Annotated in this window: 17 protein-coding genes and 1 tRNA gene; 4 read left to right on the top strand and 14 right to left on the bottom strand. The window is 69.0% G+C overall.

Features of this window, described 5'->3' with window-relative positions; genetic code table 11:
- Positions 1 to 9 precede the first annotated feature (9 nt).
- The 4 genes from BM314_RS06650 to BM314_RS06640 all read right to left on the bottom strand — a co-directional run bounded on the left by BM314_RS06650 (position 10) and on the right by BM314_RS06640 (position 4,905).
- Entirely contained in the window at positions 10 to 2,754 is a 2,745-nt protein-coding gene (locus BM314_RS06650) for a DUF3987 domain-containing protein (RefSeq protein WP_091977528.1), read from the bottom strand.
- 157 nt (positions 2,755 to 2,911) lie between these two features.
- Positions 2,912 to 3,214, bottom strand: coding sequence for a hypothetical protein (locus BM314_RS30110; RefSeq protein WP_139237810.1), 303 nt, complete (start codon positions 3,212 to 3,214; stop codon positions 2,912 to 2,914).
- A gap of 114 nt (positions 3,215 to 3,328) precedes the next feature.
- On the bottom strand, positions 3,329 to 3,733 hold the full coding sequence (locus BM314_RS30105; protein ID WP_139237809.1) for a hypothetical protein: 405 nt from the start codon (positions 3,731 to 3,733) through the stop codon (positions 3,329 to 3,331).
- A gap of 17 nt (positions 3,734 to 3,750) precedes the next feature.
- A complete protein-coding gene (locus BM314_RS06640; protein WP_244539864.1) occupies positions 3,751 to 4,905 on the bottom strand; it encodes a tyrosine-type recombinase/integrase in 1,155 nt (384 codons plus the stop codon).
- A 222-nt stretch (positions 4,906 to 5,127) separates the two neighbouring features.
- Here BM314_RS06640 and BM314_RS30515 point away from each other — a divergent pair.
- Positions 5,128 to 5,229 (top strand) — tRNA-Ser (locus tag BM314_RS30515).
- Between the two features lie 276 nt (positions 5,230 to 5,505).
- Here BM314_RS30515 and BM314_RS06635 read toward each other — a convergent pair.
- The gene (locus BM314_RS06635) at positions 5,506 to 6,612 is read right to left on the bottom strand and encodes a cyanuric acid amidohydrolase (protein WP_091977628.1); all 1,107 of its coding nucleotides are present in this window, start codon (positions 6,610 to 6,612) and stop codon (positions 5,506 to 5,508) included.
- A 331-nt stretch (positions 6,613 to 6,943) separates the two neighbouring features.
- On the opposite strand from BM314_RS06635, the gene BM314_RS30510 reads away from it, so the two are divergent.
- On the top strand, positions 6,944 to 7,105 hold the full coding sequence (locus tag BM314_RS30510) for a hypothetical protein (protein WP_170868054.1): 162 nt from the start codon (positions 6,944 to 6,946) through the stop codon (positions 7,103 to 7,105).
- Between the two features lie 9 nt (positions 7,106 to 7,114).
- Here BM314_RS30510 and BM314_RS06630 read toward each other — a convergent pair whose 3' ends face one another.
- On the bottom strand, positions 7,115 to 8,059 hold the full coding sequence (locus BM314_RS06630; RefSeq protein ID WP_091977523.1) for a LysR family transcriptional regulator: 945 nt from the start codon (positions 8,057 to 8,059) through the stop codon (positions 7,115 to 7,117).
- Between the two features lie 243 nt (positions 8,060 to 8,302).
- On the opposite strand from BM314_RS06630, the gene BM314_RS06625 reads away from it, so the two are divergent.
- Together BM314_RS06625 and BM314_RS06620 are read left to right on the top strand one after the other, a co-directional pair.
- Positions 8,303 to 8,743, top strand: a complete 441-nt coding sequence (locus BM314_RS06625; protein WP_091977522.1) for a hypothetical protein — start codon at positions 8,303 to 8,305, stop codon at positions 8,741 to 8,743.
- 82 nt (positions 8,744 to 8,825) lie between these two features.
- Positions 8,826 to 9,314, top strand: coding sequence for a DUF302 domain-containing protein (locus tag BM314_RS06620; RefSeq protein ID WP_091977520.1), 489 nt, complete (start codon positions 8,826 to 8,828; stop codon positions 9,312 to 9,314).
- A 257-nt stretch (positions 9,315 to 9,571) separates the two neighbouring features.
- Here the strand turns inward: BM314_RS06620 and BM314_RS06615 are convergent, their stop codons facing one another.
- From BM314_RS06615 to BM314_RS06580, 8 genes are all read right to left on the bottom strand, one after another.
- A complete protein-coding gene (locus BM314_RS06615) occupies positions 9,572 to 10,258 on the bottom strand; it encodes a zinc metallopeptidase (protein ID WP_091977519.1) in 687 nt (228 codons plus the stop codon).
- A gap of 175 nt (positions 10,259 to 10,433) precedes the next feature.
- The gene (soxA, locus tag BM314_RS06610; RefSeq protein ID WP_244526989.1) at positions 10,434 to 11,180 is read right to left on the bottom strand and encodes a sulfur oxidation c-type cytochrome SoxA; all 747 of its coding nucleotides are present in this window, start codon (positions 11,178 to 11,180) and stop codon (positions 10,434 to 10,436) included.
- Positions 11,181 to 11,234: 54 nt separating this feature from the next.
- Positions 11,235 to 11,555 carry a thiosulfate oxidation carrier complex protein SoxZ gene (locus tag BM314_RS06605; protein WP_020095601.1) on the bottom strand — a complete coding sequence of 107 codons (321 nt, stop codon included), beginning with the start codon at positions 11,553 to 11,555 and terminating at the stop codon, positions 11,235 to 11,237.
- A gap of 5 nt (positions 11,556 to 11,560) precedes the next feature.
- Positions 11,561 to 12,013 (bottom strand): SoxY-related AACIE arm protein, encoded by a 453-nt coding sequence (locus tag BM314_RS06600; RefSeq protein ID WP_056531344.1) that lies wholly within the window; start codon positions 12,011 to 12,013, stop codon positions 11,561 to 11,563.
- A 29-nt stretch (positions 12,014 to 12,042) separates the two neighbouring features.
- On the bottom strand, positions 12,043 to 12,489 hold the full coding sequence (gene soxX / locus BM314_RS06595; protein WP_234083010.1) for a sulfur oxidation c-type cytochrome SoxX: 447 nt from the start codon (positions 12,487 to 12,489) through the stop codon (positions 12,043 to 12,045).
- Between the two features lie 20 nt (positions 12,490 to 12,509).
- Positions 12,510 to 13,769: an NAD(P)/FAD-dependent oxidoreductase gene (locus BM314_RS06590; protein ID WP_170868052.1), complete on the bottom strand. Its 1,260-nt coding sequence runs from the start codon at positions 13,767 to 13,769 to the stop codon at positions 12,510 to 12,512.
- Complete coding sequence (locus BM314_RS06585; protein WP_056531349.1) at positions 13,769 to 14,062, bottom strand: c-type cytochrome; 294 nt, start codon at positions 14,060 to 14,062, stop codon at positions 13,769 to 13,771. The genes BM314_RS06590 and BM314_RS06585 overlap by 1 nt, the downstream gene beginning before the upstream one ends.
- Complete coding sequence (locus BM314_RS06580) at positions 14,059 to 16,254, bottom strand: xanthine dehydrogenase family protein molybdopterin-binding subunit (protein ID WP_091977517.1); 2,196 nt, start codon at positions 16,252 to 16,254, stop codon at positions 14,059 to 14,061. Before BM314_RS06580 ends, BM314_RS06585 begins: the two co-directional genes overlap by 4 nt.
- Between the last annotated feature and the right edge of the window lie 14 nt (positions 16,255 to 16,268).

The raw sequence follows: 16,268 nt of genomic DNA, 5'->3' as shown, positions 1-16,268 counted from the left end.
AAGTGTGGACTAGACATCGTCCGGCAGGCTCCGTTGCGCTTGGACGGCGGCCTCGATCTTCGCTCGCTTTGCGGTGCGTTCCGCTTTCTCACGGACGGCCCGCTCGGCGAACCGCCGATGAACGTCCGGATTGACCCTCCATTCGCCGGGACCGTTTGACCCCGGAGACGCTGGCCGCGATACCTCAATCCAGGCCGCTTCCTCCAAATCACGCATCGCCGCGACGATCGCCGGCCGGTCCTTGCGCAGCTCCCGGTAAGCCCGTTCGATGTCGCGTGGGGTGAAGCGCTCCTTCTCCGGATGCGCGAGGATCCAGCCTGCGATCCAGCGCGCTGCCGTCGTGCGCTCCTGCGGCTCGGAATTGACCCGGTAGAAGTGCCAAGCGTGCTTGAGCAGAAATAGGGCGAACCGGCCCGCTTTGCGCATCGTGTTGGCCGTGACTTCCGCGTCGACGGGCACGCGACCGGCGAGGCTCCAAGTCTCCAGCGCGTGGAAGATGAGGGTGATCCGAGGTAGGAGTTTGCCCCACTTCGAGATATGGCCTTCCCAGGCGGCGGATGCGCCCGGGAGATGGGCTTGCCGCCGAATGAGGGCATCTACTCGATCCATGACCACGTGCGCCGCGTCCGACAGCCGAACGGTGCCGCCGGACATTTTGTCGATCGCCGCTAGGGCCTGAATTGCGCTCGCGTACTCGGCTAGGGCGCCGAGGTCGGGAGCGCGATCGACGAAACGGCGCTCTACGCCGTCCCAGAGCACGAAGAGTGTGCGCTGCCCCAATCCGTCGACGCCGAGGTTCCGGAACAGAGGTCCGATCCGATCGGGCTGTGACGATGACAACAGACCCATTAAGGCGGAGTCGGCGCGTATCGGTTTGGCTTCCGAGACGCGGTCGAGGATGATGCTTCCGCCATCGAAGAACTGCAGCGCACGGCCGCGGTCCCCGTCGCCGTTGCGCTTATACGCGCCGAAATTCAGAAACGAGACGTACTCGTCCACCGCGCGCATCAGGCCTCGCGGGTTTTGCTGATGTAGGCGGATCTGCTGTTCGGGTGTCACATCGTCGATCATGGTGCGGCGCCAGAGCGGAGGCGGACCGATCGGCGTCGTCTTATCCTTCTTGCTTGCGGCCTTCCTGGCCTCGTAAGCCCGATGCTCGTGCTCACTCACCTCCATGAGCTGTTTGTCGACCGCTCTGAGAGGCGTCAATGCGCTGCTGATCGTAGGGGATTTTGCACATCCTGGTGGCCCTACCAGCACGGTCCAAAGCGCTGCAGGCTCGGTGTAGGTTGGATCATGGCGCCGCGGCTGGATCTGTAAGGCGTTGCCGAGTGCGCCGCCCGCCACCGTCACGGCAGCAGCTGCAGCGAACATCATCGGTACGCCAATACGGTCTGCCTCCGTGCGCGCGTACATCTCGATCACGTCCGGCAGGCTACCGGAGGGTGGTGTCGACAGATCGGCCGGATCGTCGTCGCCGAACAGGTCTACCGGGTCCTCGATCGCTTCCGTCGGCTCAGTCGCGCTGTCCTCGATCATCTCGAAGAAGTCGCTCGGCTGTGCGTCCGGCTTGGTACGCCCGAGCGACTGGGTGTCCGGCTTGACCTGCGCCAGGGCGTTAGCGACCGTCCGGCGCAGATAGTACTCCGCCCGCCCATCGCCGCGGGCTTCGGCCTCCGCTTGGAATTTCTCGGGTGAGTATGCTGCTACGATCGCAGCGATCTCGGGAGGCACCAAGAAACCGGCGCGGATGACGGCTGCGGCCACTGCGAAGTCGCGCTTCGAGCGGTCGCTTTGTACCGTGTTCTCCTCTGCTAAGCACCTATCGAAGTACGGCCGCACCGCACGCGCGGCTGTCAGGCGCGCGATCAGCCCGGGATCCAGCTTTTCCGGATCACCAAGAGCTTCCCAAGCCGCCGAGAGATCGAAGTCGCGCCGCGCCTCGGCGGCTTCCCGCGTGAGGATCGGCGGCGCCAGGATCGCGAGATCTTTGAGTGTGTGCAGGCGTCGCGGATCGTCGAACACCTTGCCCTGCACCAAGGCCGGCACGCGCTTGCGCGCCAGCTTCTTCGCATTCGGCAGATTTATCGTCCCGGGAAGGCGGAACAGGTGTGAGACATCGTGGGTGTTGTCGCCGTCGTTGAGGTGCGCCAGGCCGCGCGCCTGCGCCTCGACGGCCAGAACAACCTCCGGGGTCGCCGGCAGCGGTTCCCGCAGCAACCACACGCCCTGGTACCCCCCGCCGCTATCGATGGCGGCACTGACAGCGTCACGCTTGCGCCATTCGACCGCCTGGGCGAACAGCCTCAAGCGCTCTTCGGTCAGGCCGCCGTCATCGGCGTTCGGATTGAAAACTGGATCGCAGTCGATCGCCACGCCGCGGATGCGCACAATGTCGGCCTTGCACACCCGGCCGTTCTTACCCTGCTGCTGCTCCGGTGGGACCGGTTCGTTCAGCGTGTAGTATAGGTTGTACCTACCTTGGCGTGCCTCGAGCCATTGGCTCAGCGCGTCACGCTGTGATGGCAACGCAAAGGTGGCCCCATGGCAGCCGCCGGTCTCCGGATCGATCGCCGCGACCGCGATGAGTCCTGAGCCGATCAGAGCAATGATAAAGTCGACTGCTACTTCTGTGTCCCATCGCGGTAGGGACAAGTTTGGCGCTAGGGCCGAAGCATCGACAGTGGGCACGAATGCCCCAGTGGTAATCGTTGGCCGATCGCCACTGCCGCCCTCAGGGGTGGTCGCGTCCATGTTGAAATCCCGAAGAGCTTATATTGGCCGACGCTCGCGCCTCGGCATGGGGGATACGTGGCGGTGGACCGGTAACCTTCGTCGGGTCACAGCAGTGGGCGCACGCTGGATCCACCGGCGGTCTATAATGGCAGACTTGTGCGGATCACTCGGTGCCTCAACGAAGCGCTGCTCTGGCTGCTTCAGAACGCTTGGCACGGGCCGCCGCGCCGCGGTTTCCCGGTCTCCACGGCTCAGCATTTGCAACGAGGGTCAGAACCCCGGCGGTCTCGACGACAACCCGGCCAGCCAGCCGTTTCAGTTGCAGTCGGCCTTCTGACGCCAGTCGGTAGATCGTCGTGCGGGATAGACCCGTGACGTCGGCGGCGACGTCCATGCGCAGGTGCGGCCGCTTCTGCCACGGGATGGCGTCGGAACGCTCCGCGGATCTCTTCGCCTTGCTAATCATGATGCGTGCCATGTCTGATCTGTCGGACGACATGATCATACGCGGCAGACAGAGACACGAGGCGCCGACAAAAAATCGAGCGGCCTAAGTCACTGTTCGGTCAGCCAAAAAAGCCAAAGACTCCAGTCATGGATTTTCCTCCGCACGCCGTCGCATCTCCCTGCGCGTTCGCGTTCGCTCGCGCTTGACCGAAAGCTCCTCGCGGTGGGGTGTTTGCTCTGCGGCGAGGCGCGCCGTCCCGGGCTTATTCTCGCTTTGGATGGCCTGGATGATGCGCAGCAGGGCAACGCCGTCCTTCACGGGTGGCCGGCCCCTCTTTACCTCGCGCCACTCGTAGACGGGGCTCGGCGGCCCGCAGGGCCGAACCTCCTCACCGCTGACGGGATCGATTACGAGCTTTGGCTCCCGAAGACGTTTGAAATAGAGCTTCCATCGGATCGGCTCTGCCTCGATCGGTGGCTGCGGCGGGACGTGTGAGCGACCTACGCGTCGACCGAGGATCTTTCCGTTCGCGGTGCGCTTGGTCTTCACGCTCTTCCGCGGCCTACTCATGCTGCAGCTCCGTCGACAGGCTTCAGCGTAGCGACTGCGCTCGGCGCCAAGGGAGTGACGGCTCGACGGGCGATCTCCTCCGTCGCCTCGACGATGTAGGCGGAGTAGTGGTCCTCGATCATCTGCACGCTTGTGTCGTGCAACGCCGCGACGAGTCTCACTGGTACGCCGGCGCTCAGTGCTCGTACGATCGAGCTGTGTCGCAGGCACAGCATGACTGTCCCAGGAGGCGCCTCTGCGCGGGTTCGAGCTTTATCCCATAGGCGCAGCGCCGCTGAGGCTGTGGCCCAAGCTTCCCGATCGACCCGTTCCCAAGTCACCGGTCCGACTTGTCGATGCCTCCAATGGAGCAGGAGCGGCTCGTGTCCGCGTCGGCCGGTAAGGGCGACCTGGAGCCGCTCGATCACGTCGGCTCCGACCGGCACGGCAATCGGCGTCGGGCGCTTACCGGCGCGACCCTTGTTCGAGGGTGGCACCATGATCCGACCACGCGCGACCTGCACGTCGCCCACAGTGATCCTGGCGACCTGAGAGTGGCGAGCCCCCGTGGCTGCCATGACCAGAACGAGCCGCCCGAAATCACCGGTTTCGTCAACAGCGAAGGCCGCATCGACGAGGCGGCGGATTTCAGTATCGGGCAGGACCTGCTTGCGCGCGCTCGACCCCGCTGAGTTCGCTTTCGTGCCGGCACGGATCTCGGCAGCGAGCGTCGCCGGCAGCACACGGCGGTGGTGTTCCGCAGCTGCGTTAAGCGCGGCGCGAAGATCATTCAGCAGCCGGTTGACGGTCGTGGCTTGCAACTCGCTCGACAGGCGCTGTCGCCAAGTCCGGATGGTGCTCGCGCTGAGCTTTGCCAACTGAGTCTCGGCGAAGGCTTGATCGGAGAGGACGTGCTTTCCGAGGCGCTTCTCGGCGTCCTTCCCCGCTGTGCGGGCACGCTCTGAGCGAGCGGAGACATAGGCCTCGACCGCCGTGCGCACACTCGGGACCTCGGCATCGTCCCCCTCCCCTTCGCCGTCGAGACGACGTACCTGAGCGCGCGCCCAGTCGATGGCTGCCGTCACGGCAGCGGGGTACGAGAGCGCATCCGGATCCGAGCCAGGATCGTCAGCTTGGGCGAGGCGTTGCTCGACGCGGTTCCCATCAATCACCAGCTTGACGATCCAGGTACCCGGTCCTCGCGCTGGCTTGCGGTAGCCTAGGCTGACGCCGCCTCGGCCTCCCGAAACACCCTGCCAGCGTGGGTTCTTGGCCGACGGAAGCCGGACCCGCTTAGCGACACTATCGAAGCTGCTAGGCTTTGCCATCGATCGGTCTCACAGATCGTCTCACACAGACGGTGAGACCAACTATGATAACGGGAGACAAAAAAAGCGAGTGCACAGAGGGGAATGGAGTGTGCGCCTCTGTCCGCTTTGTCTCGTGGCGGCCCTTTCACGGCGAAAACACGGGTTCGATTCCCGTAGGGCGCGCCAACAAAATCAAGCGCTTGGCTGCATCTGGCGGCCTGCCTAGCTTCTCTTGGGAAAAATTCGCGGCGAAATGGCTCCTGCCGTGTCCCCGTGGCTTGGCCTGTTCTTCATCGCCCTTGGATGCGCAGGCCGATTTCGCTGTTGCGGCCTTGCGCCCACTCTCGCAGCCTGATTTTCACCAACGGGCGGTTGCAGAGGGCCGGTGCAGGGCACCGGTCGAACGGCTTTGTCCCTGACTCTCGGCAATGCGGACGCACTTCTGCTTCCCCGCCCCCGGCTTCAGTCCCTCACGCGGGCGATGACCGCTACCGGGCCGCCGCCATCCGGCCCCTGATGCTCAGCGCCGCCGGAGACGAAGAGGTCCGTCCGGCCGATCGCCGCGGCGGCCACGCCGCCGACCAGGGCGCGGGCGTGCCGGGTGGCGTTGATATCGCTGTCGTCGTTCATGATGTGGCGCCGTCCCCGGATCAGGCCGTCATGGGAGGGCTCCGCTTTGGCGAGCAGGGCGATCACGCGCTCCGCCTCAGGAGGCGGCAACTGCCCCGCCTCCAGGAAGCCGAGGTCGGTGAGCACCCGCCGAATCGCGGACAGGTCGATGCCGTCGTCCATGACCCGGTGGGCGATGGAGAGCGGGCCGGTCCAGCCCTGGGCGTTGCCGAGCACGATGATCTCGTTGCGCATCAGCTCGATCCCCGCCGAGCAACTGGCGCGGCCGGAGAAGAGATCGCGTCGGGTGCCGATGGCGGAATCCGCGAGATGTTCGCGGTCGACCTCTCCGAGGGCGAGCGCGATGCCGAGCGCCGAGGCGCCGCGGGATAAGCCCATTGAGGCGTAGGTGTCGTGTGTGGCGACGCCGTGGCCCCGGGCGGCCGCCTCGGCGATCCGAGCGCTCGTCAGGAGCGGGCACTTCACCTGCACGAAATGCACGTCCGCGGGATCGGTGAGCCCCGCCTCTGCCATGGCCCGGCCGACCGCCGCCGCAGTCGCCTCGACCTGCGCCATCCGGCCGATCTCCTCCGCGCGGAACTCCTGGGTGAAGGCCGTGCCGATGGCGAGCGCCTTGCCCTCCGGCACCGCGGGGCCTTCACGCCGGGCGAGGACGAGGAAGTGCGGCGACAGCCCGCCTTCGGTGCCGCCGGACATGACGAGGGCGACCCGCGCTCCGACCTCCGCCGCCGTACAGCCGAGGGCGGTGGCGAGCGCCGTCTCCAGGGCCATCACCGCGAGCTGCCGGGTGAAGTCATTCACGCAGCCGTTGCCCTCGGTCTTGCCGAAGATCGCGACGATCTCGGTCGCGTCCACCGCCCCGGAGCCGACGAGGCCCATCACCTCGGAGACGTCGGCGGGATGCTGCGCGGGCACGCGGAAGACGAGGCATTCGGGCATGGGGGGACCGGGGTGGAACAAGAGGGGGCGCCGCCCTTCCACTGGGGCGATCCCGTCGTCTGTCCGCGTCCAGCGACGACAGGGACCGGCACGATCGGGTGGCCAGCAGGGGCAAGCACAGACCGGACCATCTTCGGAGAATCCCCGAGCCTTCTACTGCGCTGGAGAAGCAACGCGTTGATCGGCTCCCGACGCCGAACCAGCAGGATGGCCCAATCTGTGGTAGAAGCAGATCGTCTCTAGACCACTCCATGCCGCCGTTCCGGTAGCGACCCTGGCTGTGTCGAAACCTCGATGGTGGTAGCTCTGTCCGGCACGCCCGGGGGGCGGCATGGAACGGTTCGTTGTCGGCGCCGAGCGCGATCAGACGACGCTGTTCCCGCCTTATCTCGAAGATCGGATCGCCGAGGACAACCCTGTCCGGGTCGTCGATGCCTTTGCTGCCTCCAGGGGCACCCAAACGGAAAGGTGGCTCAGTGACCGAGAGGCGTGAGGCTACGAGCTACACCGCGTCTTCGCGGGCGCTACCGGCCTCCCGTCCCAGGCGAACCATGACCTCCCGCAGCCAGCGATGGGCGGGATCGCGGTCATAGGAGGCGTGCCACAGCATGGAGATGACGATCTCCTCGGTCGGCACCGGCACAGGGCTCGTCGCCAGGCCGAGTTGGGTCGCGAAGGTCGTGGCCAGCTCGTCGGCCATCGTGGCGATCACGGGCGCGGCCTGCACGTGAAACGGCACGGTGGCGAAGCGCGGCGTCGTCGCCGCCAGCCTCCGCGTCCGGCCCACCTTCGCGAGCGCCTCGTCCACCACCCCCGGGCCGACGCCGGTCAGGTACGTCAGGATGTGCGGGAAGCGGACGAAGTCGTCGAGCGAGAGCGGACCGCTCACGCCGAGCAGCCGGGGATTGAACAGGCTCAGGAAGCCGAAGCGATAGAGCGGCCGCACCTTGTGGTGGACCTGGCCCTCGGAGATCATGCCGACGGCCAGGTCGATCCTGTCGGCGTCGAGGTCCCCCAGCACGCTCCCGTAATCGAGGCCGACCAGGTGCAGGCGGATGCCGGGCGCCTCGCAGGCGAGGAACGCGAGCAGGCGCGGGATGAGACGTACCTCGACGCTGCCGGGGATGGCGAGCGTGAAGGACCGCTCGACCTGCGAGGGGGCAAAGTCGTCCTCCCGGAGGACGATGCCCTGGAATTGGCGCAGGGCGGCGCGGACCGGCTCGACGAGGGCGAGCGACCGCGGTGTCGGGCGCATGCCGTCCGGCGTGCGCGTCAGGAGCTCGTCGCCGAGGAGCCTGCGCAGGCGGGCAAGGCTGCTGCTCATGGCGGATTGCGTGATGCCGACCTTCGCGGCAGCGCGCGTGACGCTGCTCTCGGTCAGGAGTGCGTCCAGCGCCACGACCAAGTTCAGGTCGATGCCCGCGAGGTCACGGTGCTTGATCGTCATGGTCAGGTCCGCCGGTGGCTCTCGACCATGGTCTCGGCGACCGGACAATGCGGCATCCGACCGAGCGAGACCATCAGGCTTCCGAGCCGCATCGGCCGCGCCGTCGCGGCCGTCGAAAACCGAACCATCATTTACGGCGTAGATACCGGGTATCAACCGCATCTGTTTGATGAATGCGCTCCCCGGCCGCATCTCCTCCTCATCGAAAGACGGGCCACCCCGTCACACCGAGAGGATCGAGAGATGACCCACCGTACCATCACCCTCACCGCCGCCCTGACGATGACCGTGGCGTCTCTCCTGCCGGCCGCCGCGTCGGAGGTGACCCTCGACACCGCCGCGCACGGGGCCTTCTCCGTCCCCGCCGTCATCGGCGCGGCCCACCATACGCCGGGTCTCGCGCTGAGCGCCGCCGACGTCCGTGCGCAGGGTGGTCTCCTCGTACCGGCCCTCACGCGCTGGCAGGAGGCTCGGCCGGCCATCGCCTCCGTCGAGCCCTTCAAGGCGCCCGCCACCATCACCGTGGCCTATCGGAGCCGAGACGTCGCGACGCATGCCGCGCAGGTCCTCAAGCAGGGGGGCTTCGCGACCGCGGGCGTCGTCCGGTGGCTGCCCGACGCGCCTGTTGCGGTCGAGGCCAACACGAACACGGTCAAGCTCGGGTCGCTTGAGGCCATGAACTGAGCGAGCACGCGGACAGGCCGAGGACGGGCAGTCGAGGCCCGCCCGGCGAGCCGCCCGCTGCATGAAGTCAGGAGATCAGATCATGTCCGACCACTTCGCGTCGACCGAAATCGCGGTCGAGCACGTCACCCTTTCCTCGGCCAAGTCTTTCGAGGCGGTCCGATCCGCCTTGGAGGCTTCGGTGCCCGTCATCGACCTCGATTACGCCAAGCTCCTGAAGGCTGGACGAGTGGACGAGGCGCGCGACCTCCTCGAACGGCAGGCGCCGCTCTCGATCTTCGGCTCCCGAGACCATGGCGATGTGCTGCGCACCGCCGGGTTGAGCCGCAAGGTCGTCCAGTACGACATCGGCAACCCGCTGACGGCCGCGTCGATGACCCGGCACGCCGTTTCTGCCGCCTTGTACGCGCCGATCCGGGTGCTTCTGCGTGAGGATGCCGAGGGTGGCGTCGCCTTCGAGTACGACCGCCCGGTCAGCACCTTCGGCCAGTTCGCGAATCCGCAGGTCGACCGCGTCGCTGGCGAACTCGATGAACTGCTTCGGAGCACGCTCGCCGCGGCCGCCGCGTGAGGTGAGGCGCTCGAGAACGCCGCGGATCGGGGCCGAGTGTCTCCGTTCCGCGGGGCGCGCCGTGACGCGGCAGCTCTGTTCCACGCGCGGTTCCGACGCTTGTTCGGCTTCACGGCAGCTTCGGCCGCGACCAGACCGTCTCAAAGCCACCCCTCCGAGACGTTCGAGCGGTCGTTCGGTGGTGACAGAGGCTGGCTGATCGAAGGCAACCCGCTCGCGGCCGAGCAGAGCAGGAACGGACGCGCGTTTGGTAGGTCTCAGAACCGGAGGAATCGCCGGAAGCGGGCGATGTTCACGAGCGACACGAGGGACGAGGCCACGTAGGTGAGGGCTGCGGCGCGCAGTACGGTGCGGGCGCCACGCATGTCGTCAGCGTCGAGGAAGCGGCCCGTTTCCAGGATGGGCAGAGCCCGCCGGTAGCTCGCATCGAGCTCGACGGGCAGCGTCAAGAGGTGAAACACGAGGCGAACGCTGAGGAGCGCGATGCCGAACCCGACTTGCAGGGTGAGCAGGGCGGGGGATTTGACGACGGCGAGCATGATGGGCGCGGTCATCATCACCAAGCCTGCGGCAAGCTCGAAGCCCTGCACGACCGGCGCGAAGGTCACCCGCGCCGCGAGCAGCCGGTCCCCCGCCGCGTGCTGGAGCGCGTGGGAGACCTCATGTGCCGCCACCGCGACCGCCGTGATGGAGCGGCCCTCATGGTTCTCCGGTGACAGGCGCACGACGTTCGCGACCGGATCGTAGTGGTCGGCCTGCGCGATCTCGACGGGAACATGCTCGAGCCGTGCCAGGTCGAGCAGATGGCGGGCAAGCTCGCCGCCGGTCCCGGGCAGGTCCGGCCGCTCGGTGGCGTGTTGCCGCATCACCCGGCGCACCCACCACTGGGGGCCGAACACGAGACCGAACAGCAGGGCGGCGCCGAGCGCCAGGAGGATCGGCATACCGGGTATGTAGGCGCGGGGCCGAATCCGCGGAAGCGCGGCGCTGGCTCGACCGCTGGAGCCACAGTCGTGGATCGACCTGTGGCTGAGGCGTTCGCGCTTCGGCCGTCCGGCGGGTCACCGCGGCGGTCGACGAGGTGCGCGCGGCGTCGAGCGGTGGCCAGTCCGCGCTCGATCAGGGGCGCACGGCCGGCGTCTCCAGCGGCAGCGGCGCGGCGCGCGTCGCGAGGTAGAGTTCGAGCGCAACATAGTCCGGCGCGCCGTACCCGAAGGGCTCGGCGCGCATGCCGGTGAGGCAGTTGCGCAGGCGCCGTTGCAGCGATCCGAGACCTTGCCATTCGAGGCGGTAGAGCGGGTAGCCGGTCGGGTGTCCCTGCGGGATCATCGCTGCGCCGAGGCGGTGACCCCGATGGTCGTCGTGGCAGATGGCGCAGGACAGGCCGAGCTGGCCCTGGCGCGTCTCGAACAGCGCGCGACCCGCCGCCCGCGCGGGCTCGAGCCGGGGATCGTCCGGCGGAGCGATCGGCAGCCCGCGGGACTGCGCGGCGACGAAGGCCGTGAGCGCCAGCAGGTCGGGGCTCTCGTAGGCGAGGGCCTCGGAGCCCTGATGCTCGCGGCGGCACGCGTTGACGCGAGACTGGAGGTCGATGGGCCTGCCCGTCCGCGCGTCCCAAGCGGGATAGCGTGCCGCGACGCCCCGCATCGTGGACGAGGCCTCGCCGTGGCAGCCGGCGCAGGCGAGTCCCCCGGAGATGGGCGCCTTCGCCCAGAGGTCCTCCCCGTCCGCGACCGCGAGCATGCCGGGATTGGCCCCGTCGTCCCGCTGCATCGCCTGGATCTCGGGGCTCATCTGGTCGAAGCCCGAGCGTCGCTCGGCCGGCGGGACCGGCTCCGACCGCGCGAGAGGGCTGGAGAGGAGCAGCGCCACGAGCGCCGTCTGCAGCGGGGAGCCCGAGCGGCGCGGCACGGCGGAGACTCAGGCCACGGTGATCGCCGCGGATTCGGTCTGATCGAAGCCGCCATCGCCGCGCCACGTGAAGCTGAAGCGGCCGCTGCGCGTCGCGACCCAGGTGAAGGTCAGGTAGGGGTTGGCCGCCGAAGCGGGAAACAGCTCGGCCCGGAAGATCTCCTCGTCCTCGAAGCGGCAGACGAAGTCCGTCACGATGTTGCGCGGCAGGATCCGGCCATCGGCACCGGGGCGGAAGCCCGTCTCCATCGGGTGCGAGATCAGGGTCCTGATCGTGATCGTGTCGCCGGGCTCGGCGGTCTTCGGCAGGTTGATCAGCGTGCGGGCCATCGGGGTCAGCCCTCCAGGCAGGCGGCGAGGGTCACGATGGCATCGGCGCTCGCCGACCAGTAGGTCCCGTCGCTCATCTCGGCGATGGCGGTGATGCGCTGCGTGTCGGCGAGCCGGATGCGTGTCGAGACCTGCGCGCGGCCGGCGCCCGGCCGCAGGTGGACCGTCACGACGTTCGGCTGCGGGTTCCTCTCGTTGAACACCCCGATCCGGCGCACGTGATCCTCGGGCGTCATCGCGCTCTCGACGGCGACGGTGAGCGGCACCGTGTTGCCGTTCTCCACGAGCGGCGGCAGGTCGAGGGTCACCCGGCCCGGTCGGATCGGGTTGTCACCCGCGAAGCGTCGGATGGCGGATTCCGTCGTTTCCGTGCGCGGGAGCGTCGCCGCGGCGGCGGGGCGCAGCGCGACGGCGAGCGCGGTGCCGACAGCCCCGGCGAGCACGCCGCGCCGGTCCATCGAACGCGCGCTCCGTCTCCTGTGCCTGCTCATCGACCTTCCTCGGGACCCGCCTCGCGCAGCGTCGCCAGGAAGGCGACGACATCCTCGATCTCGGCCGCGCTCAGGATCGGCCGCCCCTGCCACGGCCGCCCCACGCGGGTGAGCCCTGTCAGGCTATAGTACGGTGGCATGATCGTCTCAGGGTTCAAGACCCGTCCGTCCACCAGCCGCAGGCGCAGCTGCCCCGAGCCCAGCCGCCCGCCGACGCCCGCGAGATCCGGGGCGAGGTTGCCCTGGAACCGCTCCTCCGGGAAGGGCCCGGTATGGCAGAGAAGGCAGAGCCCGCGGGTCCGGTCCACGACGATGGCCCGGCCGCGCGCGGCATCGCCCGGCGCGCCGGTCAGGCTCTCGGGGATGGCGTCGCCGACGATCGCGGTGGGGACCAGGCCCTCCCCGGCCTGCGCCGGCGGGGCGGCGACTGCCAGCACGAGCATGGCGGCCACGCGGCCTTCCCTCATCCGAACACGTCCCGGGTGATCGTCCGGTACCAGCTCTCGCCGTAGGCCGCCTCCTGCGCGCGCACCGCGTCGGGCGCGTCGAGGGGGCTGATACCGCCGGCTCCCGGAACGTCCGCCAGGAGGCCGTCGGTCGGGCGGAAGACGCCCGCGATCGAGATGCCGTTGCCCGGTGCGACGAGGCTCCAGCAGGTGTTGATGAGCCTCGGGCTCTCGGGCTCCCGTCCGGCCATCAGGTCGATCACCGCCTGCGCGCAGACTTTGGCCTGCGCGTTCGCCGAGAAGGCGGATTTCGGCATCGCCCCTGCGATCGCCGCGTCGCCGATGACATGGATGCCCGGCACGAGGCGCGATTCGAAGGTCACCGGATCGATCGGGCACCAGCCGCTGCGGTCGGCGCAGCCGGCCTGCGCCGCGATGGGGCCGGCGCGCTGGGGCGGGATGATGCACGCCACATCGGCCTTGTACTCGGCGAAGTCCGTGCGAACGACCATCGCGGCGGCGTCGACCTCCGTGACCGCACCGCCCGAGGCGAGCGGCACGTATTCGAGCACGTCCGGGTACAGCTTCGCCCAGGCCGCCTCGAACAGTTTCTGCTTCGAGAACGTGTCCTTGGCGTCGAGCAGGACGAGCTTCGCCTTCGGCTTCCGGGTCTTCAGGAAATGCGCGATCAGGCTCGCGCGCTCGTAGGGGCCGGGCGGGCAGCGATACGGGTTGGCGGGTGCCGAGAGGACCACCGTGCCGCCCTCCGGCATGGCCTCGAGCTGGCGGGCGAGGAGCACCGTCTGCGCCCCGGCCTTCCAGGCATGGGGCATCGCCTCGGCGGCCTTCGCGTCGTAGCCCGGCACGGCGTCGAAGCGCAGCGCGATGCCCGGCGAGAGCACCATGCGGTCGTAGGGCAGGACTGTGCCGTCGCCGAGCGTCACCCGGCGCGCCACAGGGTCGACCGCATCCGCCGTTCCGCGCACGAAGCGGAGCCGAGCCCGGCCGAGGGCCTCGTAGCCGAAGGTCTGGGCCTCGATCCCGCGCAGGCCAACGACGACCGCGTTGCTGCCCGTGCAGGCGACATAGCGCTCGGCCGCCTCGACCAGGGTCACGTCGACGCCGCCCGCGGCGAGGCAGCGCGCCGCCGTGGCACCCCCGAACCCGGCGCCCACGACCACGACGCGCGGCGCTGTGCCACCGAGGGCCGGGCGCGCCAGCGCGGCGGCCGCGGCTCCGCCGATCAGGGCGCGGCGGGTCGGAGAAGGAGCGCGCATCACCGCGATCCCTGCGCCGCGAACCAGGCGGCGATGGCCTGGCTCTCCTGCGCGCCGAAGCCCTTGGCGATGCGGTTCATGAGCGTCGCCGGGCGCGCGCCGGTCCGGAAGGCCTCGAGGGCGCCGACGATCTCGGCTTCCGGCCGCCCCGCGAGCACGCCCATCGCGGAGCCCTCGGCGTGGCATCCGGTGCAGGACGAGGCGCCGGGCGGCGGCCGCATCTCGGCGGCGCACGCGCCCGTTCCCCCGGCGAGGGCGGCGAGCAGCGCGAGCGCCGGCGTCATCGCCCTCATGCCCGGCGGAGATCCGTGTCCTTCAGCGGAAGCTGGCGGACGCGCTTGCCGGTCGCAGCGAAGATCGCGTTGAGCACGGCCGGCGCGGCGACCGCGATCGTCGGCTCGCCGACGCCGCCCCAGAAACCGCCGGACGGCATCAGGATGGCCTCGACCGCCGGCATCGCGTCCATCCGCATCACGGGATAGCTGTCGAAGTTCGTCTGCTCGATGCGCCCGTCCTTCACCGTGCAGGCGCCGTACAGCGCGGCCGAGAGACCGTAGACGAAGGAGCCCGCCACCTGCGCGTCGATCTGCTGCGGGTTGACCGCGTGGCCGGGGTCGGTCGCCGCCACGATACGGTGGATCTTCAGCTCGCCCCGGTCGGAGACCGAGACCTCGGCCGCGCCCGCGACGTAGCTCCCGAACCCCATCGTCTGGCAGATGCCGCGGTAGACCCCCTCGGGCGGCTTGCTGGCCCATCCGATCCGCTCGGCCACCGCCTGCAGCACGGCCCGGTGCTTCGGGTGGTTGTCCATCAGCTTCAGCCGGAAGGCGAGCGGATCCTGACCGGCGGCGTGGGCCAGCTCGTCCATGAAGCATTCGAGATAGATGGCGTTCGGGTTCAGGTTCACGCCCCGCCAGAAGCCCGGCAGGATGTGCGGGTTGCGCATCGCGTGATCGACCAGGATGTTGGGGATCGTGTAGCCGATCGCGGCCTCCGGACCTCCGGGGTTGAGACCCTGGAAGGTGACTGGGTCGCGGCCCTCGACCATGCGCTGGGGGGCGACCGAGGCCAGGATCGACTGGCCGGAGATGCGCATGTGCAGGCCGGTCAGGTTGCCGTCCCCGTCGAGGGCGGCGCGCATCCGGCACTGCGTGACCGGGTGGTACCGGCCATGCGTCATGTCCTCCTCGCGGGTCCAGATCAGCTTGACCGGCGTGCCCGGCATCTCCCTAGCGATGAGCACCGCCTGACGCACCCAGTCGTGCGTGGCGCCGCGCCGGCCGAAGCCGCCGCCGAGATGGATCTTGTAGACCTCGCACGACGTGGCCGGCAGCCCGGCGGCGTCGGCGGTCGCGGCCAGAGCCGCCTCGCCGTTCTGCGTCGGCGTCCAGACCTCGCAGCGCTCCGGCGTCCAGAGCGCGGTGGCATTCATCGGCTCCATCGTGGCGTGATTCTGGAACGGTACGCCGTAGACGGCCTCCACCACCTTGGCGGCGCCCTTGAGGGCGCCGGCCACATCGCCGGCCTTGTTGCCGACGAAGGCCTGCTCGGCGTCGAGTCCCTCGCGCAGGGTCGCCGCGATGGTCTCGCTGGAAACCTGCGCGTTCGGTCCCTCGTCCCAGACGACCGGAAGGGCGTCGAGGGCTGTCTTGGCGCGCCAGAACGTGTCGGCCACCACCGCGACCGCGCTGTCGCCGACCTGGAGCACTCTCCGGACACCGGGCATGCCCGACACAGCCGCGGCGTCGAAGCTCCTCACGCTGCCGCCGGTCACCGGACAGTCGCGGATCGCGGCGTTGAGCAGGCCGGGCAGCTTGAGATCGATCCCGTAGACCTGGCTGCCGTCGAGCTTGGGCAGGGTGTCGAGCCGCTTCAGCGGCTTGCCGGCGATGGTCCAGTCCTTCGGATCCTTGAGCACCACGTCCTTCGGCGGCTCGATCCTGGCCGCCTCCGCGGCGACGGCGCCGTAAGTGATGCTGCGGCCGGAGGGGCCGTGGGTGATCACGCCCCGCTCGACGCGGCACTCGGCGGCGGGTACGCCCCAGCCCTTCGCGGCGGCGGCAACGAGCATCGTGCGGGCGGCGGCGCCGCCTCTTCGCACGTATTCGTGAGAATCGCGCACGCCGCGGCTGCCGCCGGTCGAGTAATCACCCCAGACGCGCTTGCGGGCGAGGTTCTGGCCCGGGCTCGGATACTCGGTGGTGACCCTGGCCCAGTCGCAGTCGAGCTCCTCGGCGACGAGTTGCGCGAGGCCGGTGAGCGTGCCCTGGCCCATCTCTGAACGGGCGATGCGAATGACCACGGTCTCGTCCGGCTTCACCACGACCCAGGCATTGACCTCCGGCGCGGTGGGCGCCGCGTCGAGGGTTGCAGCCCGTGCGGGGAACGGGATGTGGAAGCCGAGGGTGAAGAGACCGGCGCCGGCGAGCAGCGTGCGGCGGCTGGGGCGGGCAGCCTTCGGGGAGGCCTTGGATTCGAGGCTCATCTGCTCGTCCCCCG

Source organism: Methylobacterium sp. 13MFTsu3.1M2, assembly GCF_900112625.1.
Lineage (GTDB): Bacteria > Pseudomonadota > Alphaproteobacteria > Rhizobiales > Beijerinckiaceae > Methylobacterium.
The sequence above is the reverse complement of the archived record's forward strand: the minus strand, read 5'-3'. Positions and strand labels throughout refer to the sequence as shown.